At 43.4% G+C, this 25684-nt stretch carries 29 protein-coding genes; 11 read left to right on the forward strand and 18 right to left on the reverse strand.

Annotated elements, in window-relative coordinates; translation table 11 throughout:
* The first annotated feature begins 18 nt into the window (after positions 1-18).
* Positions 19-1050 (forward strand): LacI family DNA-binding transcriptional regulator, encoded by a 1032-nt coding sequence (locus tag BCU75_RS16880; protein ID WP_076676843.1) that lies wholly within the window; start codon positions 19-21, stop codon positions 1048-1050.
* A gap of 121 nt (positions 1051-1171) precedes the next feature.
* Here the strand turns inward: BCU75_RS16880 and BCU75_RS16885 are convergent, their stop codons facing one another.
* Positions 1172-2674 carry an arylsulfatase gene (locus BCU75_RS16885; protein ID WP_102474508.1) on the reverse strand — a complete coding sequence of 501 codons (1503 nt, stop codon included), beginning with the start codon at positions 2672-2674 and terminating at the stop codon, positions 1172-1174.
* Positions 2675-2683: 9 nt separating this feature from the next.
* Complete coding sequence (locus tag BCU75_RS16890) at positions 2684-3073, reverse strand: DUF4345 domain-containing protein (RefSeq protein WP_076676847.1); 390 nt, start codon at positions 3071-3073, stop codon at positions 2684-2686.
* Between the two features lie 138 nt (positions 3074-3211).
* Between BCU75_RS16890 and BCU75_RS16895 the strand changes: the two genes are divergently transcribed.
* A complete protein-coding gene (locus BCU75_RS16895; RefSeq protein ID WP_102474509.1) occupies positions 3212-3979 on the forward strand; it encodes a hypothetical protein in 768 nt (255 codons plus the stop codon).
* 92 nt (positions 3980-4071) lie between these two features.
* On the opposite strand, the gene BCU75_RS16900 is transcribed toward BCU75_RS16895, so the two are convergent.
* From BCU75_RS16900 to BCU75_RS16910, 3 genes are all read right to left on the reverse strand, one after another.
* Positions 4072-4491: a globin gene (locus tag BCU75_RS16900; RefSeq protein WP_102474510.1), complete on the reverse strand. Its 420-nt coding sequence runs from the start codon at positions 4489-4491 to the stop codon at positions 4072-4074.
* A 98-nt stretch (positions 4492-4589) separates the two neighbouring features.
* A complete protein-coding gene (locus BCU75_RS16905; protein WP_076676853.1) occupies positions 4590-4970 on the reverse strand; it encodes a VOC family protein in 381 nt (126 codons plus the stop codon).
* 76 nt (positions 4971-5046) lie between these two features.
* Complete coding sequence (locus BCU75_RS16910) at positions 5047-5931, reverse strand: LysR substrate-binding domain-containing protein (RefSeq protein ID WP_102474511.1); 885 nt, start codon at positions 5929-5931, stop codon at positions 5047-5049.
* Positions 5932-6033: 102 nt separating this feature from the next.
* On the opposite strand from BCU75_RS16910, the gene BCU75_RS16915 reads away from it, so the two are divergent.
* Both BCU75_RS16915 and BCU75_RS16920 read left to right on the forward strand, forming a co-directional pair.
* The gene (locus BCU75_RS16915) at positions 6034-7374 is read left to right on the forward strand and encodes a 6-phospho-beta-glucosidase (RefSeq protein WP_102474512.1); all 1341 of its coding nucleotides are present in this window, start codon (positions 6034-6036) and stop codon (positions 7372-7374) included.
* A gap of 76 nt (positions 7375-7450) precedes the next feature.
* Entirely contained in the window at positions 7451-8221 is a 771-nt protein-coding gene (locus BCU75_RS16920) for a carbohydrate deacetylase (RefSeq protein WP_102474513.1), read from the forward strand.
* A 32-nt stretch (positions 8222-8253) separates the two neighbouring features.
* Here BCU75_RS16920 and soxR read toward each other — a convergent pair whose 3' ends face one another.
* A complete protein-coding gene (gene soxR / locus BCU75_RS16925; RefSeq protein ID WP_076676861.1) occupies positions 8254-8694 on the reverse strand; it encodes a redox-sensitive transcriptional activator SoxR in 441 nt (146 codons plus the stop codon).
* A 315-nt stretch (positions 8695-9009) separates the two neighbouring features.
* The gene (locus BCU75_RS16930) at positions 9010-9567 is read right to left on the reverse strand and encodes a DUF1439 domain-containing protein (protein WP_102474514.1); all 558 of its coding nucleotides are present in this window, start codon (positions 9565-9567) and stop codon (positions 9010-9012) included.
* 160 nt (positions 9568-9727) lie between these two features.
* Here BCU75_RS16930 and BCU75_RS16935 point away from each other — a divergent pair, with 160 nt between their 5' ends.
* The 4 genes from BCU75_RS16935 (at position 9728) to BCU75_RS16950 (ending at position 13015) form a co-directional block, all read left to right on the forward strand.
* Positions 9728-10114: a thiol-disulfide oxidoreductase DCC family protein gene (locus BCU75_RS16935; protein ID WP_102474515.1), complete on the forward strand. Its 387-nt coding sequence runs from the start codon at positions 9728-9730 to the stop codon at positions 10112-10114.
* A gap of 471 nt (positions 10115-10585) precedes the next feature.
* Positions 10586-11908 carry an ABC1 kinase family protein gene (locus BCU75_RS16940; protein WP_102474516.1) on the forward strand — a complete coding sequence of 441 codons (1323 nt, stop codon included), beginning with the start codon at positions 10586-10588 and terminating at the stop codon, positions 11906-11908.
* Between the two features lie 97 nt (positions 11909-12005).
* Positions 12006-12551: a glutathione peroxidase gene (locus BCU75_RS16945; protein WP_102474517.1), complete on the forward strand. Its 546-nt coding sequence runs from the start codon at positions 12006-12008 to the stop codon at positions 12549-12551.
* On the forward strand, positions 12548-13015 hold the full coding sequence (locus BCU75_RS16950; protein ID WP_102474518.1) for a DUF3429 domain-containing protein: 468 nt from the start codon (positions 12548-12550) through the stop codon (positions 13013-13015). Before BCU75_RS16945 ends, BCU75_RS16950 begins: the two co-directional genes overlap by 4 nt.
* Positions 13016-13060: 45 nt before the next feature.
* On the opposite strand, the gene BCU75_RS16955 is transcribed toward BCU75_RS16950, so the two are convergent.
* The 5 genes from BCU75_RS16955 to BCU75_RS16975 form a co-directional block, all read right to left on the reverse strand.
* A complete protein-coding gene (locus BCU75_RS16955; RefSeq protein ID WP_102474519.1) occupies positions 13061-13495 on the reverse strand; it encodes a GNAT family N-acetyltransferase in 435 nt (144 codons plus the stop codon).
* A 48-nt stretch (positions 13496-13543) separates the two neighbouring features.
* Positions 13544-14158 (reverse strand): LysE family translocator, encoded by a 615-nt coding sequence (locus tag BCU75_RS16960; RefSeq protein WP_102474520.1) that lies wholly within the window; start codon positions 14156-14158, stop codon positions 13544-13546.
* 130 nt (positions 14159-14288) lie between these two features.
* Entirely contained in the window at positions 14289-14606 is a 318-nt protein-coding gene (locus tag BCU75_RS16965) for a hypothetical protein (protein ID WP_102474521.1), read from the reverse strand.
* Between the two features lie 139 nt (positions 14607-14745).
* A complete protein-coding gene (locus tag BCU75_RS16970; protein ID WP_102474522.1) occupies positions 14746-16182 on the reverse strand; it encodes a lipopolysaccharide biosynthesis protein in 1437 nt (478 codons plus the stop codon).
* Positions 16183-16198: 16 nt separating this feature from the next.
* Positions 16199-17125 carry a glycosyltransferase family 2 protein gene (locus tag BCU75_RS16975; protein ID WP_102474523.1) on the reverse strand — a complete coding sequence of 309 codons (927 nt, stop codon included), beginning with the start codon at positions 17123-17125 and terminating at the stop codon, positions 16199-16201.
* A gap of 294 nt (positions 17126-17419) precedes the next feature.
* Here BCU75_RS16975 and BCU75_RS16980 point away from each other — a divergent pair, with 294 nt between their 5' ends.
* A complete protein-coding gene (locus BCU75_RS16980; RefSeq protein ID WP_076676883.1) occupies positions 17420-18568 on the forward strand; it encodes a glycosyltransferase in 1149 nt (382 codons plus the stop codon).
* Between the two features lie 206 nt (positions 18569-18774).
* Here BCU75_RS16980 and BCU75_RS16985 read toward each other — a convergent pair whose 3' ends face one another.
* The 5 genes from BCU75_RS16985 to BCU75_RS17005 form a co-directional block, all read right to left on the reverse strand.
* The gene (locus BCU75_RS16985) at positions 18775-19548 is read right to left on the reverse strand and encodes a ribonuclease H family protein (protein ID WP_102474524.1); all 774 of its coding nucleotides are present in this window, start codon (positions 19546-19548) and stop codon (positions 18775-18777) included.
* A gap of 81 nt (positions 19549-19629) precedes the next feature.
* Positions 19630-19935 (reverse strand): NIPSNAP family protein, encoded by a 306-nt coding sequence (locus BCU75_RS16990; RefSeq protein WP_102474525.1) that lies wholly within the window; start codon positions 19933-19935, stop codon positions 19630-19632.
* Between the two features lie 46 nt (positions 19936-19981).
* A complete protein-coding gene (locus BCU75_RS16995) occupies positions 19982-20311 on the reverse strand; it encodes an AzlD domain-containing protein (RefSeq protein ID WP_102474526.1) in 330 nt (109 codons plus the stop codon).
* Positions 20308-21042: an AzlC family ABC transporter permease gene (locus BCU75_RS17000; RefSeq protein ID WP_102474527.1), complete on the reverse strand. Its 735-nt coding sequence runs from the start codon at positions 21040-21042 to the stop codon at positions 20308-20310. The genes BCU75_RS16995 and BCU75_RS17000 overlap by 4 nt, the downstream gene beginning before the upstream one ends.
* Positions 21043-21172: 130 nt before the next feature.
* Positions 21173-22006: an AraC family transcriptional regulator gene (locus tag BCU75_RS17005; RefSeq protein ID WP_102474530.1), complete on the reverse strand. Its 834-nt coding sequence runs from the start codon at positions 22004-22006 to the stop codon at positions 21173-21175.
* A 244-nt stretch (positions 22007-22250) separates the two neighbouring features.
* Between BCU75_RS17005 and BCU75_RS17010 the strand changes: the two genes are divergently transcribed.
* Entirely contained in the window at positions 22251-22589 is a 339-nt protein-coding gene (locus tag BCU75_RS17010; RefSeq protein WP_102474531.1) for a hypothetical protein, read from the forward strand.
* A gap of 51 nt (positions 22590-22640) precedes the next feature.
* Here BCU75_RS17010 and BCU75_RS17015 read toward each other — a convergent pair whose 3' ends face one another.
* Positions 22641-23564 carry a DMT family transporter gene (locus tag BCU75_RS17015; RefSeq protein ID WP_102474528.1) on the reverse strand — a complete coding sequence of 308 codons (924 nt, stop codon included), beginning with the start codon at positions 23562-23564 and terminating at the stop codon, positions 22641-22643.
* 216 nt (positions 23565-23780) lie between these two features.
* Between BCU75_RS17015 and BCU75_RS17020 the strand changes: the two genes are divergently transcribed.
* Positions 23781-24845, forward strand: a complete 1065-nt coding sequence (locus tag BCU75_RS17020; RefSeq protein ID WP_102474529.1) for a bifunctional transcriptional activator/DNA repair enzyme AdaA — start codon at positions 23781-23783, stop codon at positions 24843-24845.
* The last annotated feature ends 839 nt before the right edge of the window (positions 24846-25684 follow it).

Raw genomic sequence — 25684 nt, forward strand, 5'->3', positions numbered from 1 at the left:
GGTTCCAAAGTATGGTCTATGAACTCTCCAAAACACTCCACTTCATCGAAACAAACCGTCACTTCAAAAGATGTCGCTAAGCTTGCTGGCGTTTCTCAATCAACTGTATCTCGCGTATTTGTGCCGGGCAGTTCGGTGTCTGAAAAGACTAAACAAAAAGTGTTCGATGCAGCAAAGTCGTTGAATTATCGTCCCAATGCCTTTGCACGCAGCCTGACGACAAACGAATCCAAATTGATTGGTTTGGTTTTCCCAGACGCTGACTACCCTATCCACATGAAGACTCTGCAACTTATCTCTACTGAACTTCAAAAACAGGGTTACTCTGCGGTATTGATTCCTTGGCAAGTCGATGGCAATGACAACCATTCGATTCCAAACATCTTCCAATATCGAGTCGATGGTGTGATTGCGGCCTCTGCGACATTCAACAAGTCACTTTATGAAGAGTGCGAAGAGTTCGACATCCCTATCGTTCAATACGCACGTGTTGTTGAAGGCACCAAAAGTAGCCATGTGGTGAGTGATAACTACGCCGCGGGGCAATTTGCCGCCCAACACTTCCATAAGCTTGGAATAAAGTCAGCAACTTATGTGACAGGTAATGTTCCAACATTTACCAATGGCGAGCGTCAGGTCGGTTTCTGCACTGAATTTGAAGACCTAACGGGCAAACAAGCTCGTGTGATTGAAGCTGACTACGACTATCTTGATTCGTTAGAAATCATCCGTGCAATGTTCAATGAAGCTTCTCACCCGCAAGCCGTGTTCTGTGCGACAGATAACCTTGCAATGGCAGTCATGGATGTGGCTCGTTTGGAGTTTGGACTTCGAATTCCAGAAGACCTACAAGTGATAGGTTTTGATGACATTCCACAAACTCAATGGCTCAACTACCAACTGACGACGTTTAAGCAGGATTTCCGTCGCCTAGCGCGCGAATCAGTAAAAATTGTGGTTAGCCAAATTCAAGAGCAAGACACTAGCTTAGTAAAGCTAATGGTTCCTGTTCAATTTGTAGAGCGTAACACCACGCTGAAAGTTAACTAGCAAACAACCAGATATAAAAATCCCGTTACTCTAGCGACAGAGTAACGGGATTTTTTATTTTCTAAGCAACTTGTTTTTATAAGAGGCTGTATTTCCCATATTACTTTAAATCAAAAGCTACTTAATTTCCGACACCACCACTGTTTTGAGCGGAGCTTTCAGGCGTAACAGGAGGCCACTCTTCAAATGTGGCTAAATGTTGTTGAATCGCTGCTTGAGCAGGACCAAACGCCCACATTTTCTGTCCCATCCACTTTAAGTACATACCTGATTCTTCTGCCGCTCTTTCATAAGGATCACGACGTAAGTTAAAGAGCAAAGGTGCGTTAAGCTCTTCTTTAGGACCACTCCAACCATGATTCTGAACTACGAAGTGTGCTTTCCAATCACCAACTCGGACGGCTTGTAGCTTGTCTCGTTCGTAGTAGTAAATTTCTTTACGGTTTGATTCGCCTTTTTCCGTCAACATATCAACTTGGTTGTAGCCATCAAGGTGCGCTTTAAAGCCATCATGACCTTCCAACATCTTCTCTTTCAGATCCGATGGACCACCCGCAGCTGCAATCAAGGTTGGTAGCCAATCCATACCGTCAAAGGTACCATTTCCTACACTACCCGCGGGAATTTTACCCGGCCAACTTACCAATGCAGGCGCTCTTACACCGCCTTCCCAAGTTGTACCTTTCTCACCGCGAAATGGTGTCATACCACCATCCGGCCACGTCATGATTTCAGGGCCGTTGTCAGCAGTAAAAATGATGATAGTGTTTTCAGCGATGCCTAACTCTTCCATTTTGGCCATCATTTCACCGACATGATCGTCAAGATCTTTCATGACAACTTCTTGAAGTCCCCAACCATTTTGACCAAGCATAGCTTCGTATTCAGGAGAAAGATGCGTCCATACGTGGCCACGAGAGGGGCAGTACCAAGTAAAGAATGGTTTATCCGCTTCAACGGCTCTCTCGATGAAATTGATCGCGTGCTTGTTAACTTCGTCGTCCAGTGTACGCATACGCTCAATCGAAAGTGCACCATCATCTTCAATGGTTTGTCCGCCCTTGCCATCGGATTTTGAGTAAATCACATTACGAGGCGCAAATGCATCTAGCGATCCATCTTTAGGCCAATCTGGATCTTCGGTGTATTCCATCGCATTCAAGTGATACAACCAACCCCAGTATTCATCAAAGCCATGCATTGTTGGAAGAAATTCATCTCTATCACCGAGGTGGTTCTTACCAAACTGTCCAGTCACGTACCCCATCGTTTTAAGCATTTCAGGAAGCGTTGGCGTATCCGCACTTAAACCAACCGGACCACCAGGTAAACCAACCGAGTGCATTCCGGTTCGAACAGGAAGCTGACCAGTTAGGAATGCGGAGCGACCCGCCGTACAAGATGGTTGCGCATAGTAATCAGTGAGTAGCATGCCCTTCTCGGCAATACTGTCGATATTTGGTGTTTCACTGCTCATCACACCATTGTGATAAGCGCTCAGATTTGAGATGCCAATATCATCGGTAAAGATAACAAAAATATTGGGTTGCTCTTGGGCTGACCATGCTGAGAGTGAAAAGCCACTCAACAAACTCAGAGTAAGAAGATGGGAAATCCTTTTCATATAATGTCCTTATACTGTTTCAGATTGTTCATTGTGAATCATTTTTATTCCTACCAAGCCAAAGCCAAGCTCCAATAGTAAATAGACGAAAAGTAACCAGTGAGGCATACCATCCAACACTAAACTGATGACTCGACCTGCAGCTAAACCCAACATAAAAACCACCAAGCTATAAAGCGCTGGCAGCCGATATTTCTTGATCAATGCACCACTAATCCAAAATAAAGCCAGTGCCAAGTACAGCCCCATTACTGCACGAAATATATGAGTCACGTTGATAGGACTAGCATCGATACCAAATAGGTAATCCAGTGAAATAACCGGAGCATAACCATAAGACAAAGCAATCGGCGTTAAGCCCAAAACGGCGACTAATAAGAAAGCACTCTGTTGTTTCATACCCTCACTCTTTAAATTTGCCTCTTTAATAAAAAACATAGTCTACAATCAAAAATGTACAAGTTGCATATAAAGAAAATGGATAATTAATACATACATTTATGGTGTGTTTTACAAACTTGGGATAGGGATATCAATATGGCTAAATGGCATTACCTAATTGCATCAGCGTTGGTGGTTAGCTCGACAGTAAATGCTCAACAAGCAACTCAACCAGCAAGCACAGTACAATGGCAACACAGCTTCGAAATTTACGCTCTCGCGCTCAACATCCACGGTGACAGCACTATAGGTAACTTTTCTACAGACGTTGATATCGATCCCTCGTTCATCATGGATCATATCGATATGACGGCGATGGTTCGTTTAGAAGGAATTTATGACAATCAATGGGGTTACTACATCGATTACAGTTACATGAAGCTTAGTGGTAAGTCCGATTCGATCATCGGCAGTGCCGGAATTCTTAATGGCAAACTAGAGCTCAGACAAGGTGTGTTAGAAGCAAAAGGTTTTAAACGCTATCAGTATGACTTCGGTAATATTGACTACATGGTTGGGCTACGTTGGTGGGACAACGACATTGATTCAAAGCTCTATACAAGTAATGGGACAACCCTGAACTCTAGGTCTTTAGAGGAAGATTGGGTTGATTACCTTATCGGTGTTCGTTGGACAAAAAAACTTAACAAAGATTGGACAGTGCATACGAGTATCGACATAGGGATGGGTAGCGACACTGACTTTACTTCGTCCTTGTTAACTGGGGCACGTTATCAAATAAACAGTTGGTCAGATCTGAACCTCGCGTACAAATCTACTTGGGTTGATTACGAAAACAAAGGTACTTTCGAATACGATACAGCCTCGCAAGGTTTCTTGATCGGTTGGGCTGCTCACTTTTGATTAGGAATCAATAGATTAAGAATTTAGGTAAGCCTGGTTCATGGCTTACCTTTTAATGAAGTCTACTTTCCACAGAACTTTTGATGACCTACCTACTGACTCACAGGATGTGGTACAACACACTCTTGCTTCATGATCTTGAGGCCAGTATCAAGCGTTTCTGTCCACGCTTGCTCAACTTGCTCGTTATAATGCGGGTCGTACTTTTTAACCGTATTAAGCAATGAATTGAACCACTCATTGAGCTCTTGTTCAGAGATATCCATCCCTAAGTCTTTGTGTTGCTTACCCAGCCTTTTCACCGAGTTTCGTACACTTGACAGGCCAGAAGAGTTATAAATCAGGATGATTGAGGCTTTAAGCATTTTCGTTTGTTGCTCTAACCCTATGTTTTCAAAACGTTCTGAAAACCTAGGATTATGCTCACAAAAATCCTCCAGAAAAGTCTCCAAGAACTCTTGGTCAATCCTGCAACGTTCAAAGCTTTCATAAAACAATTCATTTGGTGTCATCTAGCCTGCCCCTAGCAATAATCAAGTTATCCTTAGTCATAAACTTGTCTTAGCGATCAACTTATCTTAAGAATCAACACGATCCAATCATACTCACACTATTGCATAAAGTGAGTGGCGCAGATCTTATTTCCATCAGGGTCTCGTAAATAAGCCATATAGAGTCGACGTTCGTCTGTCCCTCTCATACCCGGCCCACCTTCAATGCTAGTACCACCGTTCTCAACACCGATGCGATGCCATTCATCGACAGCTTCAGGTGAAGACGCAAGAAAACCTACCGTCATACCATTGCCGTGTGTTGCTGGCTGACCATCAATTGGCTTGGTCAAACCCAAAACACCCGTCTTACTCACATAGATACAACGTCCTTTAGGATCTACAGAACCTTCACCGTAGCCCAGTACCGCCATGATCGAATCATAGAAAGACTTTGCGCGTTCAATATTTTCAGTACCGAGAAAAACATGGCTGAACATAACTAACCTCTTCTGCTATTGAAAGAACCATTTAAACTAGACCTATAAGTCGCGTTTGTCTAGGCATGCTATTCGGTCACAACTGTTGCTTAACCCATTGAGCAAACACTTGAAACTTAGTACGTTGATCCATTCCTTTAGGACACACTAGGTCATACCCTTTGCCAGATTCCATACTCATAAATGGGGTAATTAACAAACCTTGGTCAATCTGCGGCTTCATAAATTCTAGACGCCCTAGTGCCACTCCCATTGATAGCATTGCAGCATCCATCGCCAAGCGGTTATCGCTGTAATAATCACATTGCAAAGTACAATCCACATCGCTTTGGGCTTCATGTAACCAACGTTGCCATGCCGTAACATCCCCACTGTGGATAAATTGAATGCGCTCTAAATGCTGCATTCCCTTTTCTAGATTGAATTTTTCAGCATATTCAGGGCTACAAACCGGCGCTCTCAAGCCTGTAAATAGCCGCTCACTATAATGATTCGGATAGTGACCTTCGCTGTAGAAAATTGCCACATCATAAGGTTCAAACTGAAAATCAGATTGGTTCTGCTTGGTTTGCAGTTTGATGCTTAAATTTGGGTACAGTTTTCTAAACTCAGGCAAACGAGGCATCAACCAAGAGGACGCAAAATAAGGCGAGGTGGCGATGTACAACTCCCCGCTCAGCTCTCCGGTTTGAATGTCCACTAGCTCAGAAAAAATAGATTCGAAAGAGACATTCAACATAGCCAGAACGCGTTGCCCTTCGGGCGTGAGTTCAAGCTTTCTCGTCTTACGAACAAACAAGTTGAACTTCAATTGTTGTTCTAGTTTTTTAATACGATGACTGACCCCACCTTGAGTCAGAAATAGTTCTTCGGCAGCAAGAGTAAAACTCAAATGCTTGGCCGAAACACTGAATGTGTGCAACAGCGACAGCGTTTGTTGGCGATTCTCAAACAAGCCCATAGATTAACCTCACTAATACATAAATCATCGATAGTGGTTTGTCGGTGTACTTATTCATCATATAGATTAAACCATGTAATCTAAATAATAATGGTGAGTAAAATGATGCAAAAACAAAAACTAAAAGTCGCGGTGATTGGTGGTGGCTCAAGTTACACCCCTGAACTCATCGAAGGCTTACTAAAACGCTATCACGAATTACCTATTTCCGATCTTTGGCTGGTCGATATCGAAGAAGGCATGGAAAAAGCGCAAGTGATTGCCGATTTAACGCAGCGAATGATTAAAAAAACCAACTGTGATATCACGGTACACCTTACGACAGACCGAAAAGCGGCGCTCGTTGACGCAAACTTTGTCTGTTCTCAATTTCGAGCAGGTCGGTTAGAAGCAAGATTATGCGACGAAAGAATTGCACTTAAATATCGCATGATAGGCCAAGAGACTAACGGGTTAGGTGGTTTTTCTAACGCTTGTCGAACCATACCCATTGCTTTAGAAATCGCAAAAGAGATGGAAGTACTTTGCCCGAATGCATGGCTGCTCAATTTTACTAACCCATCAGGCATGGTGACCGAAGCCTTAATTAAGCACTCAACAATCAAAACGGTCGGTTTGTGTAATATCCCCGTGAACATGGAACGTGGTGCAGCAAAAATGCTTGGCGCTGAACGCGAAGACATCACCATGCAAATCGCAGGTTTAAATCACCTTGTGTGGGCTCGAAAGGTGCTTCATAACGGCGAAGACAAACTCCAAGAAGTGATTGAGCAACTCCTCGGTGGCAATGACCAAATGATGCCCAAGAACATCCCACCATTTGAATGGGATGCCGAGTTGATTCGATCATTGAATCTGGTGCCGTGTGCTTACCTACGTTACTACTATCAGTCACGAGATATTCTAGACAAAGAGTTTGCGGCGTCGGAAAAGAGCGAAAATCGTGCTGATCTGGTTGCGAAAGTGGAACAGCAACTGCTCGAAATTTATCGAGACCCAATGCTAGATACCAAACCACAACTATTAGAAGAGAGAGGCGGAGCTCATTATTCTGAAGCAGCTTGTGAACTGATGAGCAGTATTCACAACAACAAGCGTTCTATCATGCACGTCAACACACGCAACAATGGTGCGATTCAAGGACTTCCTGATGACTGCGCGGTAGAAGTCAGCTCTGTTATCACCAACAGTGCGATTCTTCCACTGAACGTCGAACCCTTTGATAACGATACACTTCGTCTCATACAACAAATGAAAGAGTTTGAAACCTTAACCGTTAAAGCGGCCATGACAGGGGATATTGCATTAGCTAAGCGTGCTTTGATTCTGAACCCTATCGTCGATAGTGGTTCTCATATTGATGAAGCATTACAAGAAACGATTCGAGAGAACCTAGACTTCATGCCTGCGTTTGCTCATCGATTGGCACAAAATGAACAGTAACTTTATGTACATGAGCCCAATCAAAATTAGGTTAATCCAGATCGTTCACAATCCATTTTAGTCACCAGAGGTCACGATGAAACTAATACTGAACGCCGACGATTTCGGTCTCACTGAAACGGTAAACCATGGCATTGTTGAGTGCTTCAAAGCAGGCGTGGTGAAATCAACCACCATCATGATGAACCAACCGGGCACACAACACGCCATCGATCTTTACCATCAAGGTTTGGTTCCAGAAGTTGGCTTGCACTTTACGGTTACTTCAGGCAAACCTCTTAGTGCACCAGAGTTAGTACCAAGTTTGGTGAATGACCAAGGTAACTTCTTAGATAAGGCGGTTTTATTTAACAAAGCCGATGTGGTCGAAGATGAGGTTGTGCTGGAGCTTAACGCGCAGTATCAAGCTGCCATCAATGCCGGTTTAAAGATCAATCATATCGACAGCCATCATTTTGGTGGTGTATTCAAACCTCTCAAAGCGGCGTTTACTCAAACAGCAAATACTATCGGCTTGCCAGTAAGGCGCATCGACAACATTATAAGTGGGCAAGGTTCACTTTTGGTGCCTACACCAGACGCTTTTGATATGCGATTTTTTGATCAAGGAATCTCCCTGAGCAACTTGCAAGATATTCTGTTGAGCTACCAAACTACCATGCCTAACAGCACCGTAGAGTTGATGTGTCACCCATCGTTTTCTGTGAGTGAAGAACTGAAATCACTATCTGGTTATGACGATAAGAGAGTGGAAGAATACAATCTCTTAACCAGTAAATCGTTGAAACAATGGCTCAGCGACAACCACATCGAGTGTGTTGGATTCGATGAATTACGAACTCGTTAAACTCAGAACGACAAACAACCAAGGAACAGGTACTAATCGACAATGCGTTGTGCGCCCTGTCCTTGGTCGTGCAGGATGTCTTCAGGGTTCAGTAAATGGCACTTCTGCATGCTCAAACAACCACAGCCGATACAGCCGGTTAGATTCTCTTGTAACGAACGGATTTGTGCCATCTTGCTGTCGAGTTGTCCTTGCCACTTCTTCGCAACTCGTTCCCAATCTCGCTTAGTCGCAGTTTGATTCATTGGTAAGGTAGATAACTCTTCCGTAATCTCTTCCAGCGTAAAACCTATCGACTGCGCGACTTGTATCAAAGCAATTCGTCTCAACATCGCAGACTGATAACGACGTTGATTACCGTTAGTGCGAATCGAAGCAATCAACCCTTTGGTTTCATAAAAGCGCAGTGCCGAAGGAGCCACACCACTGCGCTCCGATAACTGCCCTATCGTCAAATATACGATGTTTCTCATTGTTACCCTATCCTTGGTAATCACAAATAAATGAAGTTCACTTTAACTTCATCATAACCACAGCTTACTGTCTTCACCAATTAAGAAGGCAGAACTTTGAATGAGAGCATCAACGATTTAAGCGTTCACTATTTTGAATGGTAACGATCTGATTTTAATAAAGTGACTGGCAACGATGTAATGAGTAACTATATGATTAGTAACTATGTTATTGATGGCTATGTGATTGACAATAAAGTGAGGTGATAATTAACTGAGGTCATAAAAATGGCTACCCGAAAGATAGCCATAATGCAGGTCCGAATTTAAAACGAATTAGTCAAACAACTCAATAACCAACTTATTATCTTTAATCACCAGATTAGGCTCAGAAGATTTAATCAACGACTCTTGCACCTTATTACTATCTAACTTAAAAACTGGAGACTGAGACAAAGCAAAACCAATCATGGATACAGCAGGTTTAAGCAGTTTTTCGACTTCAGGAGAAAGCTGTCGCCCTTTTTCATCAAAGCGTTCTAGGCGCAACGACTTCAAATACACTTCACCACTTTCTTTGTCGTATTCAGGAATAGCACTGAACTCAATGTCTAAATCTAACCCCATGTTTGGCATGTTAAATATCTGAACTTTCGCATTGGTATTGGCCAAAACAGAAACTCGTTGGCTGTCCGTTCGACCAATTTGAACCTCTAGTTCATCAACAGCGACTTGTGCATACATAACACTTTGGACACCAACCTCTTGCTCTAGCATCACTGAATCTTGCAGGTACTCCGTCATCTCTTGCTCTGTAATACTGTAGCTAACACAGCCATTCAGCATAAGGACAGTAAAGGCAATAATGAAACGGTTGAGTAACTTAGTTGTCATTGGGGAAAAACTCTTAATATATATTGGCATGGAACAGATTTGACCTTGAGGTAATATTGTTGAACAGTCGTCGCCATTACAGTGTCGGATAACTGAGCAAAATGATCCACCTAATAAGTGATACCGTAAGAAAAGGTTTGATAAAAAGGATAATGAAGTGATGACTGAATTAACGATATTTTACGATGGTACCTGTCCATTGTGCGCTAAAGAGATGGCGGCGCTTGCCAAGCATGATACTAAGAAAAAGATACAAACCATCGATATCTACAGCGAAGCCTTTTCAGATTACCCTCAGATTGATGCCGATGCGGCCAACACCATTTTGCACGCATTAGATGAGAACGGGGAATTGATTTTAGGCTTAGATGTGACTTACAAAGCTTGGAACCTGGTGGGGAAAGGTTGGTTATATGCGCCATTACGTTGGCCTGTGTTCAAACCTTTTGCTGACTGGTGTTACTTACGATTTGCAAAAAATCGATACAAGGTCTCGTTTTGGCTAACAGGAAAATCACGCTGTAACGGAAATAGCTGTTCAAGATAGAAAACGAAAAACCATCTCAAATTTCAGGTCAAGACATACCGCTTGCTACCTTGTAATACACTAGGCCAAATAACGCAGCGAAAACCATTACTGTGACAGCGACTTTTAACCAAATAAATTTCATTTAATACCCTTATTCTTTTATCTCTACATTCGTACTAGCTATTGAATTCATACTAGCTATTGAATTCATACTAGCTATTTAATTCACGCTAGCTATGCAACATAACACAATTAAAGGAACGCGAGGTTAGCATTTTATAGAACTTCGACCTTGTCCACGACTGCGCTATTTGGTTCGTTATTCCTTAAAAATCAAAGCTACAGTATCCCTAGTAGATCAATGGCGTTATTTTGATTGATAGTCATCCAAATGCGATATCTGCTCGTAATGACTTTAAGTTCATTTTGGCGCAGCTACTTGGCGCAATGAAGTTTCGCAACACGTCTTGTTAACCAAGAGAGAAGTTTATGCCGGCAAAAGAGAGAAACCTTCCTACACATCGAATTTCCAGATTCAGCAAGTTCGCCTCGCTGGCGACAAGAGTCGCGGGCAATGTGATAACGGAAGGTACCAAGCAACTCGCACAAGGCAACAGGCCCAAAGCAAAAGACTTATTACTCACCCCGCAGAACATTGCACGCCTGACTGATCAACTCGCCCACCTGCGCGGTGCTGCCATGAAGCTTGGGCAGATGTTATCAATGGACGCGGGCGACGTCCTCGAACCTGAACTCGCCGACATTCTCTCTCGCCTACGCTCAGACGCCGACCCACTGCCAACAAAGCAGCTCAACCAAGTGTTAGAAAGCTCACTCGGCATCAACTGGAAAGCCGAATTCCTTTCCTTCAACTTTAAACCTATCGCCAGTGCGTCCATCGGACAAGTTCACCAAGCCTACAGTGATGCGGGAGACAAACTTGCCATCAAAGTCCAATATCCAGGCATTCGAAAAAGCATCGACAGTGATGTGGACAACGTAGGCACATTGCTCAACATCGTTGGGTTGATACCCAAATCTGTCGATTACAAAGGCTTCTTAGAAGAAGCAAAGAAACAGCTCCATGATGAAGCAGATTATGCTCGTGAGGCTGACTACGCGACACGTTACCATAATGCACTGAAAGAACACGCTCACTTCGTCGTGCCTAAGATTCACCCTCAAATGTCTTCAGAATCAGTGCTCGCGATGGACTTCATTGAAGGTGTCTCGATAGAGCAAATAGAAGGTTACGATCAAAGTACTCGTGATTTTGTCATGCGCAGCTTGCTCGAACTCATGTTCAGGGAATTGTTCGATTTTAAGATGGTGCAAACCGACCCCAACTTCGCCAACTTCCTCTACGTTGAAAAAACTCGCCAGATTGGGCTTCTGGATTTTGGGGCAACGCGTGAATACAGCGATCGCTTCAGTGATGGCTATCGTTTGGCCTTTACCTCTGTGGTAAACAGCGATGAAAAAGGGCTCAATCAAGCATTAGAACAAATTGGATTTTTTAGCGAGACGATTCTCCCCGATCAGCGCCAAGCTATTCTTAACTTAGTAACAATGGCTTGCGAGCCAATGCTTGTTGATAAAGAGTACGACTTCAAAGCCAGTGGCTTAGCTCAACGTCTTCGTGAGGCCGGAACCATACTCAGCATGGAACAAGAGTATTGGCATACTCCACCTGCCGATGCCCTGTTCCTGCATCGTAAAATTGGGGGCATGTACTTGTTAGCCGCTCGCCTTGGGGCAAAAGTAAATATACGTCGTTTAGTTGCTTCGTATCTCATCAGCGATGCCACTTAATTAGCCCATAAATAGTGACGGTTAATGATTAGCAGAGTGATCATTTCGTGCTGCGCAAGAGTACTTACAGTTACGCTAACTAAAATGAGCCAAACCTATGAAACGTTCACTGCTTTACTCCACCGCCCTGATTGCGAGCCTAACGAGCTCTGTAGCTTTTGCAGCCAGTTGCCCTAAGATACTCGACGGCAAACAACGTTTGTTAAATTCAAACGAAGAGATAGAGCTGTGTGAAGAGTTTCAAGGTAAAACCCTTTTGGTCGTCAACACCGCCAGCCAATGTGGTTTTACCCCTCAATACGAACAACTCGAGCAGTTGCATCAAACCTATAAAGACCAAGGTTTCACGGTTGTCGGCTTTCCAAGCAACGATTTTCGCCAAGACAGAGGAAGCGAAGAGAAGTCAGCCAAAATTTGTTACCTCGACTATGGTGTTACCTTTCCGATGATGGCGCGAGCATCACTATCTGGCAGTAGCGCTAACCCTGTGTTTGCAGAAATACAGCAGCAAGCAGGTGTGACGCCCAAATGGAACTTCTACAAATTCCTAATCAGCAAAGAAGGTAAAGTGGTGGCAACCTTCCCTAGCTCCACATCACCAGTGAGTGCGACACTCAAAAATGCGATTGAGCAGCAGCTATGAGGTCTGATTATATGGAGACAACTCAAACAAGTAACACCATGGCAAAACTTGGCTACATGGGATTAATTCCTTTCTTGTTTGGCTTATTGTTAGCGCTGACAGATAGCCGTTTTTTCAGTTTAAGCGGCGAGACACTCTTCATCACCTACAGCGTAGTCATATTGAGTTTTTTGTCGGGTATTTTGTGGGGAAGTGGCATCGAAAATTTCGAAAGCCAATCAAGCAATAAGGCTCTGATTCTAAGTAACGTGATTGTGTTAGTCGCGTGGTTAGCCGTGCTACTTGGGGAACAAAAGGAGTTTCTCACCACTCTGATCCTCATCATTGGCTATACTACGGTTTGGCGAGCGGAAAGGTCGATGAGAGAAGAAAATCAAAGCGAAGGCCCTGAAGGCTATTTTGAAATGAGAACTCGGCTCACCTCTAGTGTCGTGTTAATGCACGGTATCGTGATGCTAACATGAGAGTGTTCTTAGGTGCGTTGCCCAGAAAGAAAAATGGAATAGAAGCTAGATGATGAGTTGCATTACCAGTCTTGCTTCATCGTCCCCAAAGTAGTTTTCTTCTTCTTTGATGGTGACAAAACCCATAGACGAATAAAGTGCACAAGCCGACGCATTATTTGGATCAACGGTAAGTAACACCTTGGAGTCTTCAGGCAATGTCGCTAACGCCTGTTCCATCAACGAACGTCCCACTCCCATACCTCTAAATTGACCATCAACGGCCAGTGACAGAATCCAATATTCTTGTGGTTTGTCCGTTGGCGTCATCAACACATAGCCTGCGACATTCGACTCTTGTTTTGCTATCAACAAGCCCTTCCCCCAGCAATCAAATACCTGACGAAAGAAAAACAACGGATAGGCATGATCACCAAACAGGGCTAGTTCTAATTGATGAATATCAGCCAGTTCTTGCTTTTTCGCACAAACAACATTCATAGATAGACCTTAAAAGATTAACGATAAACTAAACAAGCAAAATGAGAGCTACTGACGGCTCAGTAATAAATTGAGACCAGATAGCGCAAGGAAAACCGAGCAGGCTTTATTGAAGCGCTTGGCCATTTGAGGCTTCGAAAACCAATTTCGTAGGTACAAACCAAAAGCAGCATAAATAGAAATCGCGAGTATTTCTAACACTAAAAATGTACTGCCTAAAACAAAAAACTGAGAGTTTACATTGAATGACACATCGACAAACTGAGGTAAAAAGGCAGTAAAGATGAGGATCGCTTTGGGGTTTCCAGCGGCAAGAGCAAACTCTTGTTTTACGAGACCGAACGTATTTTTATTGCGTTCAACACCTACAATAGGGCTAGCTTGTGAGCGCCATAAATTAAATGCAATCCACAACAAATACATTGCACCAAATAACTTGATCAAAAAGAACAAGGTTTCAGAAGTATAAAGTACAACCGCCAACCCTGATGCAGCCAAGGCAATCATGCCTGCAAAGGCGACAATTCTTCCTAGCCCTGCGACTAAAGCAGTTTGAAACCCATAACATCTGGCGTTATTCATTGACAGTAAATTGTTCGGGCCCGGCGTCATGTTGAGCGCAAAACAGGCAGGGATAAATAGCAGTAACTTCCATATTTCCATTGGGGCTTCCTAGTTACAATATGCCAAGGTTATTGAATCTTTTGACGCAATATTACCTTTTATAACAGCATTTAAAATCTTTTATAGTAACACTTGAAAGCTGTGCCAATCCTCTACCACACCCTTTGAATTAGTTTTCGAAGAATTGCTCGTATTCTGGCGTAGATAGATTCTCCGCAACCCCAATCTCACCGACGATATAAATCGCACTCGCGAGAGTTTCTAACGTTTGATTCGGCTCGCGTTCAGGTACATCGCCAACAACCGGAACAGATTTAGGTTCAGAGACAGAATTACAAACAACACTTTCACATACGATGTTTTGTTGTTCCAACGAGATGGCTTCTGGTACATCAAAGTCTCCCGCTGATACATCAGAATTAGAAAGGTCTAAGGCACCGTAAGAGAAGGTCGAAAACAGAGCTGAAAGTACAATCCACTTATTCATAATTCTTTCCATAGTTAATATTCACCGAGCTTATGAATACTATCTAACCATAAACATTATGAACAGTGTTTTATTTGAAATTTCTAAGACTTCTGATTCATTGACTTAGAAATATTCGAGTTCTGAATAGGAGGTGATGTCAACTTACCTGTGAATGTTTGTTTGACGTGAACCTATCAAGCACCGCCTGAGGGATCATGATGACCGAGTATTTAATAAAGGCCACAAGCGTCATCACTGCCACAAAGCTTCCTAAAATAAAGTCATGAACATCAACGAAAACCAACCCTAACAGTCGGTCACAAACGATTGCAAAGACGGCAATACTAAGCGCAACAATCCACTTACTATGATCATAAGGTAATTGTTCCATTGTTTGGCTGACAAAATACAAGAGTAGTAATCGCATCAGGTAAGTAACGCACAGAACGACAACTACGCCCCACAATCCGTAATTTGGCGTCACCGTTAAATAACCAACGGCCGCCAAAGCCGCGCAGCCACCTTGGACCCACATTTGTGATTGACTTGAGTCACCACTAAAACAACCTAAGTTCAAATAATCACCAGCGTTCTTAATAACACTAATAGCAAGCAATGCGACGACGATGGTACCTGCATATTGATAGCTGCTTGGCAAAATCAAATCGATAAAACCGGGCACCGTTAGAATCATCAAAGAGCCCAAAACAATCGCGAAATTCACTCCGACTAAGGCACTATCAGCACACTTTTTGCTACCTCCCGGTTGTTGAAGCATAGCGACACGGTTTGGGAACCACCAAAGCGCATAAGGCTGTAGCAACAAGCCAAGCAGCAATGCAAATTTGCCGCTGACCGCATAAATCGCCAGTTCTTCCACCCCAACAAAGCTCGCCATCACCCAACGGTCTAACCCTGTGATCATGTACATTGACGCCCCACCCATCAAAGCAGGCAGTCCAAACTTTAGGATTTTGGCTGAGTATTTGAAGCAGCCAAAGGTTCCCATCTCTTGCCACTGATAACGCACTAAACAAACCATGAGTAACACGCTAGATACCGCCGATGAGATCAACACGCCATCAATCCCATATCCAGCCTCAAGCAGCGCAAAAGTCATCGTGGCTTGAACACCGGCTTTCAAGACATTGAGCAAGCAAAAACGTTTCGCCATCGCGTTCATTCGCATTAAGGTAAGCGGAATAGAAATCGCTCCGTCGAGCATGACAGGGATAAGAAGAAGGAGAATTTGGTACGGCTGAAACTCTACGGGAAGCATAAATATCAATAACGGCATACTGAGAGCAATTAAAGCACCGCCGAGTACACAGACTAAAACGCTCAGCGTAAAACAGTTTGAGATAAGCTTTCTTTTTTCTTCTCTCTCAGCCACGCCCACATATCGATACATTGCCTCAACAATTCCAAAACTGAACAGTATCGTTCCAATGTCGGCTAACAAGACAATCGCTTCGAGAGAACCATATTCTGCTAACGTCATCCTATGAGTAATGTACGGAATCATCACTAATGAGATCCCTTTCATCATCACGATGCCGATGGCGTAATAGGCCGACTGTTTTAATGAACCCATAGTGGTCACCGCTTCCTTACAATGCAGGCGTTAGGAAACTCTTACAGTCTCCTATTAGGTGTCGTAACGTTCGCTTGTGCGGAGCCATAACCAAAGAGCGAAAACTGTAAGCAATGGCCTGTCTATTCTGTTGTAAGCCGCGATAATAATCAGCGTAACCCTCTAATATTCTCGCCTTCGCTACCTTAAAACTAGAAGTCGGTACATTCCAACGTTCGCTGTCATTTTGGTAACGTTGAAGAATCGATTCTATGGACTGTAAATTCCTTAACTTAAGACTTTCCGTTTGAGTCACTGAGGTCGATCTCATCAAATAACCGACCTGTACCGAGTTCAGCACGCCAATCTGGTGGTTTTCACTCATTCTGAGCCACAACTCCCAATCTTCCCCATACTTAATATCAGCATTAAAACTGTCGGTTTGAGAGAACACGTCCGCTTTTACCATTACCGTTGATGTGCCAATTACGTTGTTTTCAATAATGAACTCTAAAGGGTTCTCAATATTGATGAATAACTCATCTTTATTTTGAAATTGCGACCAGTAACTGAAGCAGTCAACAATCGCTTGGTAATCTTCCGTCAGATGTTGGTAATTAGTAAAACTCATCGCCAACTCAGAGTGTCGTTGATGAAACTCAAGTTGTCGCTCAAGTTTCTCAGGGAACCAAAAATCATCAGCGTCTAAAAAAGCGATAAATTCGCCAGTTGCCTTTTCAATTCCAAGATTCCGGGCTTGAGGAGCTCCCACTCCTAACGTCGCGAGTTTAACGATGCGTTCGTCGTGAATGGAAGCAAGATAAGTTGAAGTCCCATCGTTACTATTGTCGTCAACAATGATCAATTCGACGTCTTGATGAGTCTGCTTGAGTACGCTGCCGATTGCTTTCGGAAGATAGTCCAAACAATTATAGGTAGGAATAACAATACTAACTTTAGCCATAGTGACGCTCTCTAACTTATACGTTGTACAGCTTCATTGCATATCCTGTGCCGAAGATATCTCACTATTAAATTGACCTAATATCAACAACCTACGTACATGTTCTCAAAATGACGACCAAGCACTTCGGCTAGAAAGCCCCAATATCCAATTTGATTACCATTTTGAGAAAACCAACCGCCTCAACACGCCAATCACAAGAGAACCAGTGAAAAGCCTCTCATTGAATACCATTTCATCTTGGTTCGTATTTTGCTTGCTCCCTTATAGTGGCCTCAATAAATGGAGCAAAAGATGAAAAAAGTAGCATTTGTAGCGCCGACCTATCCTGTACTCAGCGAGACCTTCATTCAAACAGAAGTGGATTCAGTAAAGGCGTGCGGACATCAAGTATGTGTAATGGCTTTCAAAGTAGAAGAGAGTGAAAAAGCTTTCGACTATGACATCGTGAAAATAGGCAAGGACGTTCGAGCAGGCAAAATTATCAATATCAACTGGCTAGGTTTTGTTAAAGCGCTTTCATTTGTTTCCAAGCAAACCAGCATGCCCAAAAAATCACTGTTCGCCTACGGGTTTAAGTTGGCGTTACAACTTGCGGAGAAAGACATAAACCATGTTCATGCACATTTTTGTCAACACACCGCTGCGCATGCCATTGTCGCGGCCAAGCTACTCAACATTACCTGCTCGTTTGTTGCACATGGCCATGATGTTTATGAGTTCGCTTATGACATCGAACACAAAATATCATCGAGTGACTTTGTCGTTGCCGTGTGCAAAGACATGCAAAGAGATTTCAATGAACTCGCGAAGGGCAACGTAAAACTTCTTCATTGTGGGGTTAACACTAAACAATTCCCTATGCAGCCCAAAACCGAAGAAAAGCAACTACGCTTGGTTTTTCTGGGACGCTTAGTTGAACAAAAAGGGATTCACCACCTAATTGAAGCGCTTGCACCCATTGCTCAGCCATTAGACATTCATTTGGATATTGTAGGTACTGGGGAGTTAAAAGAGCAGCTAGTCGCACAAGTTGAGCAGCAAGGGTTAGCTCAAAACGTGACGTTCCTGGGAGCAAAACCTCATGATTGGGTGAAAGAGAATCTATCCCACTACGACAGTTTAATCGCCCCATTCTGTTTTTCTCAAACGGGATGTGTCGATACCGGACCTCTGGTACTAAAAGAAGCAATGGCCGTCGGAACACCGGTGATAACAACAAACATCATGGGGTGCAAAGAGATCGTTACTCCGGAAACGGGTTTTTTAGTCAATGAAAAAAGCGTCGAAGAACTAAGAGAAGCGATTGAGCGTTTTTCGCAGCTAAGCAGCAATGATAAAGCGTCAATGGGATTAAAGGCACGGCAAAGAGTGAAAGACAGTTTTAACTCGATAAAACAAGCTCAGCAATTATCTCGTTGGATAGAGGACCCAGCTCACTAGGAATTAATACTAACGTAACTTATATCTAAGCAACTAAGAAACAAGCACTAAGCACTAAGCACTAAGCACTAAGCACTAAGCACTAAGCAAGAGAACAGAACAGAACAGAACAGAGCGTTACATTAACTTGAAATGTAACGCTCAACTTAGAGCTGCCCGATAAAGGGCACCTTCAGTTTTCAGTAACTTCCCATTAAGAAGCCTAGCTAGCCTGCTCGCATTGCCAAAATAGACTCAATATCTTCGATATCACGATATTGAGCTAATTCTTGTTCTTTCGATGAAATAGCCACAATCGACATTCTATCGGCCAATTCATTGCCTTCAATGCCAACGTGACCATTCACATGATAGATGGTAATTTTCGAAGCCAGTTCTTGGTAGAGAGCATACGCAGGTTTAATGATGTCGAGGTTTTTGATCTCACCACCCGGCTTGGTCCAGCCTTTTTTCTCCCAGCCCGTTGCCCACTTGGTAATACAGTCAATCGAGTATTTTGAGTCACTATAAATTGCAACCGACAAGCCAGCTTGCAGTTTCTCTTTTGCAATTATAAATGCTTGCTTCAAACCTTGCAGTTCTGCGGTATTGTTCGTACCCATTGGCTGATAAAGGCCGTACCATAACTCAGTTAAATCGTTGTTCAGGTACACCGCTAAGCCTGTACCGGCTTCACCTGGATTTGGCTCACAACCGCCATCAGTAAAAATCTTGATATCAAAAGGCATATCAGTGATTTGCTGCTCCGAAAGCGGCGGAACCTTCGCTTTAGTCACCTTACCTGAAGAGCTTGACTTAGCAGACGTAGAACCTGACACTGACGACGTTTTACCACCGAAAGCAGATTCAGCTTCGCCTAATGTTGGAAACGATTTATATCTCGCACCAGCAAAACCATCAACTTGCGATTTACACTCATTCCAAGTGGTAAAAATACCCGGTGTACGACCTTTCCAAACCACATAATACTTCTTAGCCAAATTAACTCCTTACCAGAACCTAAATACACAAACAGTGAATCAGTACATTAGATGCCACCATTTCATACGTTGCAAGGTCAATCAGTCAAAAACAGGCCTAAAAAAGCTTCGTTCATAACTCACGATGCAATCAACTTCATCTGCAAATTCAAATGCTTTAATACACTCCGCATCGCTCAATGATTTGATCCGATATTCTTCATAAGCCGCCAAACTTTCAAAGGTAAACAATGCCAAAGCAATATTGTTCGCCCCTTCTGACGGTAAGAAATAACCATTGTGTTGGCCACCAAATTTAGCGACCAAAGGAATCCACATTTTAGCGTAGGTTTCGAATTCCTTTGTTTTCTTAGGATCAATCACATATCGAACATAACAAGTAATCATATACAGCCCTTAAATCATGAGAGAAACATAAAACCTAAGTTGAAGATCAAGAGAAAAGAAAATCAACCGCGACAAGGTTATAGAACAAAAACACCGCCATGCTGACGCCGATCGTTAACAGCACATTGCCTGTTTTCCATACCAACAGACCAGTCACAAGAGCGCCGATCAAATACGGGTTTTCGAAACTTGGCCAAAATGTCTGCTCTGGTGCAAATACAATTGGTCCCCAAATAGCAGTGAGCACCGCTGGACTTGAATAACGTAGCAGGCGACGCGTGGTTTGATTTAATCGAAGCGGGATTGCAGGCTCTAAAAACAGATACCGACTAAAGAAAACAATCGCAGTCATGAGTAATATCGTTAACCAAATCATACTGACTCCCCTTCACTAGCTCGCTTCTGACCATTATTACGTTCAACAAATGATTCACTAATGAAGCCCGCTAACATCCCAGAAATCGCAGCAATCATCAGCCCTCCTTCAATCTGATTGACCGCCATTGTCACAGAGATAACCAATGACACCACAACACACACCACCGTAGGGAGTGTTCGAATCAAAGGAAAAACCAAAGCAATGAAAGTCGCGGCTACCGCGAAATCGAGGCCAATCTCGTTAAGTGATGGAATTTGACTACCTGCGACAATGCCGACAAAGCTCGCGATGTTCCAAACGAGGTAAAAACCGCCGCCCACACCCGCAGCATACCAACGATTAAATTCTTTCTGAGACTGCCCATTACAAATCGCGAACAGCTCGTCTGTAAGCCAAAAGCCAAGCAACAGACGCCAACGAGCTGGAAGATGACTGATTTTGTCACGCATCGATACGCTATACAGAAAGTGCCTAGACGTGATGAATAAGGTAGTCAGCAACATAGTGCTTAAACCAATGCCCGCTTTGAACATACCGGCTGCGACAAGTTGCGCTGAACCAGCAAATAGAATGGCCGACATGGCTTGCGCTTGAAGTTGATTCAATCCGGCATCTATCGCGTATGAGCCTGCTAGTATTCCCCAAGGGATGACCGCGATACTCAATGGCATTGCTGCTAAAACGCCCTTCCATAACTGTGTTCGTCTTTCCATTTTTTCACTATCCATATAATTCTGTTCTCTCTTCACATTGGCTATTCAATGTAAGAAGAGTTGAGTTGGTTCGATTGTACAAACTTGCTCAATTCTGTAACCCTGCTCATCGCATATAGTTGCATTTGACTGCATTTAGCCAAGCCTAGAGCATCTTGATGTATTGCCCCGGCGTGTAGCCATTGGCCTTTTTGAAGTGCCGATGAAAATGGCTTTGATCATGGAAGCCACACTCTTGAGCCGTATCTGAAATGGTGTGCCCTTGTTTTAGTAACTTACGCGAAAGCCTTAACCGAGACTGGATTTGATACGCATGCGGCGGAAGGCCAAACTTTCTTTGAAAGGAGCGCACTAAATGAAACGGGCTCAAAGCCGCCAGTTTAGACAGCTCATCTAAAGACACATCGGCTTGTGGAAAATCATCTAGAAACTCTTTCACCAAGACAAGCTGGCGTTGAGCCTTCCCATCGAAATGAGGATTAAGCGGAGATTTACCATGTCGGCTAATCAGTTTAACCAACATCCCGTACATCAAAGTTTCTCTTAGCAGGCGATTATCTGATTCATCAATCGTGTTGAAAACTAATCTGAGCTGATTAGCGAGTTCAGGATCTTCAACCACCGCTCTTGGGAAATAAGGTGCACCATAATTTGGTAAGTTAAGTTCTTGCGTGATCTTGGCAAGTTGATCTGGAAGTGGATACATTGCACGATACGCCCAACCACCTTCAGTGGCAGAGTGTCCGCTATGAACTTCATCAGCGTTGACCAGAATGATTGCATCTTGAGGTGCGACATGATGCCCTCCCGTTCGATAGAAGCGCTGAGCACCCTGCTCAATCACACCGAGTGTGTAACCCTCATGGCTGTGACGTGAAAAATTCTGCTTTTCGTATTCTGCATTGAGGATTTCAAGACCACCGAGCTCTTCTGTGATCTTATATTCGGCTTTCTCTTTAGAACGCTTTTTGTTATCCATAACCATCCACAAGCCTTTTAATTGTCGAGCGACTTATCAGTCTACTCTATAGGCTCTTTCAGCTTTTGTACAAAATTGCGCATTTAGTCGTTAATACGTTTTTGGCCGTGGAATTAAACCGCTCGATAGCACTTTCTAATTGCGAGCAAGATCTTGCTCTGTAAGCACTTGGCGAAAAATTGACAAATCAAAGGCTTAATCATGCTCATAATTCGCACCAACCATTGGCAACCGTTAAAAAATGATGAAGAAAACCTTAGCATTGCTCTTTTTATTAAGCCTCACTGGCTGTACGCACAATCAATCGAAAGCACTGAGCATGAACTCATCGTCGGTTAACACATACCCGCAATCGATGTCCAACTTGCAACTGTGCGACACCTTGTATTACGGAAGATCGAGCAACCAAACACTCGCCGCGATTGGAAGTGAATTTAATCGAAGAGGATTATCAAAAAGTTGGTGTGATACCGAAACCAATAAGCTTTATCTAACAAAGACGATTGATTGGGTTGCTGAACAAGTAGAAGACAAAGAAAATTCAGAGGAAGAAGCGTCTGCTGTTGTGTTGCCTGCGAATTAAAGCCGTTTACTAAAAACGGCTTTGTAGTGAAGATTGGAGACGATATACCACTCAAACCTTCGCCAGTTTAATACGGCGCCACAATCTTCCATCGATGGCCGACAAGCCAATAGCGATCAACAACATGCCAACAAAGTGAATCACTTCTAAAGACTCATTGAGGAATAGAGAACCAAGCAAGATGGCGGAAACAGGCACTAACAAAGTAACGAGTAGCACATTGGTCGCACCTGCCAGTTCTAGAATTTTAAAGTACAGAACATAAGCGACCGCTGTCGATAAAACTGCAAGCCCAGCGATAGCCGCCCATGTATCTCCGCTCATTGCTACCACATCAAGTGGACCATCCACCATTAACGCAACAGGGGTTAAAACCATCGTTGATGCTGTCACTTGCCCTGCCGCTGTGATAATCGGATTGATCTTCATAGTTTTGAATCGACGACCGTACACGCCTGCAAAAGCGTATGACAAAGCAGCCGCGATGATAGCTAACTGAGCAATTAAACTGCCACCTCCGCTCAGAGCAGGCAACCCTATCATCACAACCACACCAACAAAACCAATGCCGACACCCACAAGTTTTAGCGGTGTTACACGCTCATCAGGTAATAGTATTCCTGCCACCACAACCGCGAAGATCGGTGTCGCTGCGTTAAGGATCGATGCTAACCCAGACGCGATTTGAGTTTGCCCCCATACGATAAGCGCAAACGGGACGACATTATTGAGTAAACCCATTCCTAAAAAAGCTCCCCAAACACGCAACTCTTTAGGCGGGCGAAGCCCTATCATCAAAGCAATAATCCACAAAGTGATGGCGGCAATTCCTACTCTGAGCACGACTATAGTTAACGGAGGAAGATCGGTAACCACAACACCAACGAAGAAGAATGATCCCCCCCATAACATGGAAAGAAGAATCAGCATTGCCCACACACGAGCGTTCATTGAAATATTAATAGTCGATGTCATGGTTCAGTTCACTCTCTAATAATTGGTATGTGATCAATCTTAGCGACCCACAGAAATACAAAACATCCGATTTTTGCGTTATATCTATATTGTTCAATCCAAGCGCTATTGAGCCTCAAGTGCTTATAATAAAATTAGTCAGCAAGAAACGGATGGAACCATCACCGAACATGCGGTTAGATAATGATAGACCAGTAACTAAGTAGAGATTAAGCCATGCCAATGCCACCAGAACTCGAAATGAGAAAAGCGATAGCCGTCAGAGACAAATCTTTCGAAGGGCAATTTTTCTATGGTGTTATCACTACGGGTGTTTATTGCTTGCCATCATGTTCTGCGAGGCCTGCAAAACCTGAGAACTTGAGGTTCTTTGAAAGCATTGAAATGGCGATGTTGGCAGGCTTCAGGCCATGCAAACGCTGCCACCCTTTTCCGGGAAACTCTCGAGTGGAAAAATTGGTAGAAGTTGCGCGCCACATTGAAACGCACGCTGATGCGAAACTCACACTTTCTAGCTTAGGTGAAATTGCGGAGTTATCTCCCTCACGATTACAAAGGCTGTTCAAAGAAGCATTCGGAGTGTCGCCTAAAGCGTATCAAGATGCCGTTCGAATGCGTCACTTCAAGAGCTCTCTAAAACAAGGGGACGGCGTAACCGATGCCATCTACGCCTCTGGGTTTGGCTCAATCAGCCGTGTCTATGGAGAAGCAACTCGCAACATCGGCATGGCACCAAAAGCCTATCGAGCAGGAGGCGCTGGCGAAACGATCAATTATGCATGCCGCCAAACCTCACTCGGTTTCATGATGATGGCTGCGACCGATAAAGGCGTCTGCTTCGTTCAATTTGGTAACGATGAACCTGCGCTATTAGAGCAGCTAAGTAGCGAATTCCCAAAAGCTGAGCTAACAATTTCGGCTTCACAAGATACGCCCGAGTTGGATTTCTGGATAGAAGCACTCGATCAGCACATCAATCAAGGCGCCCCAAGGCCTGATTTGCCACTGGATATTCGAGGTACTGCATTTCAGATTAAGGTATGGCAGTTTTTATTGAGCATCAAAGAAGGCGATATTGTGAGCTACAGTGAAGTAGCCGATGAGATCGACAAACCAAAAGCCGTTCGAGCGGTAGCATCAGCTTGTGGTAAAAACCGAATTGGCGTGCTGATACCTTGCCATCGCGTTCTGAGAAGCAATGGCGAGCTAGGTGGATACCGTTGGGGATTGGAACGTAAACGAGCCCTGTTAGATAAAGAGCGATTGGCACGAGACAAGTAAGATCTACAACGAACTGAAGACCCATCTGAAATAGCACCGAGAAGTCGCCGCTAAAAAGCTTCAGATAGCAAAAAGCCGCTCATTAAGAGCGGCTTCTTTTATGTGATGCTTGCAACATAAGTCAGCATAACTCAAAGGCACTTTCAAATAGTTAAGAAAAAAATTGCAGTATTAATTCGCATAAGATTGCACCAAAAGCCTGCAAATTTTAACCGATATTGAAATCAAGCGTTGTAAAATTACCACATAAATATCAGCTAACTGAGGTCTTATAAATCGTGCAAGGCTCAGCTCTGTAACGCGTTTCTGGACAGGAATGAGATACAGACTTCGCTAAATTAGCATGTAACGGATAATTTGAGGTATTGCAAAGCCTCTAATGTAGTGACAAGTTCAGCGTATCACTACAAGCACTAACAAAACACGAATTAGCCAGAGGATGGCAAAATCACTTAGCTCCATATCCAGCTTTGATGGTTCAGGCAACCTTAATCTTTCATTGCGTAATGCGCAAAGATCCAATGGCTGGATACCTATTCATCTATAGTTTAAACTCATAACCCTTCATGAAAGAAAGCGTCAATGACTCTTGCTATTTGTCGTGGCGTTTTAACGTAAACTTTAATGTTGCCACTTCGTTTGGAGGTGTCATAAACAAATGATTCCTCTTTACATAGAGCACTGTACCGCTCAATATCGTGCTTTGTTTTACTAATACTAATGTATTGCTTATTTAAGTCAGCTCTAACATTTATGTGAAATGAACGACCATCAGATGTAGTTATGCGTACACACTCCGATGTCAGTTTATGTTTTGAGGTTCTGTCGCAAACCTAGTT

The sequence above is a fragment of the Vibrio splendidus genome (assembly GCF_002873455.1).
In the GTDB taxonomy this organism is placed as follows: Bacteria; Pseudomonadota; Gammaproteobacteria; order Enterobacterales; family Vibrionaceae; genus Vibrio; species Vibrio splendidus_J.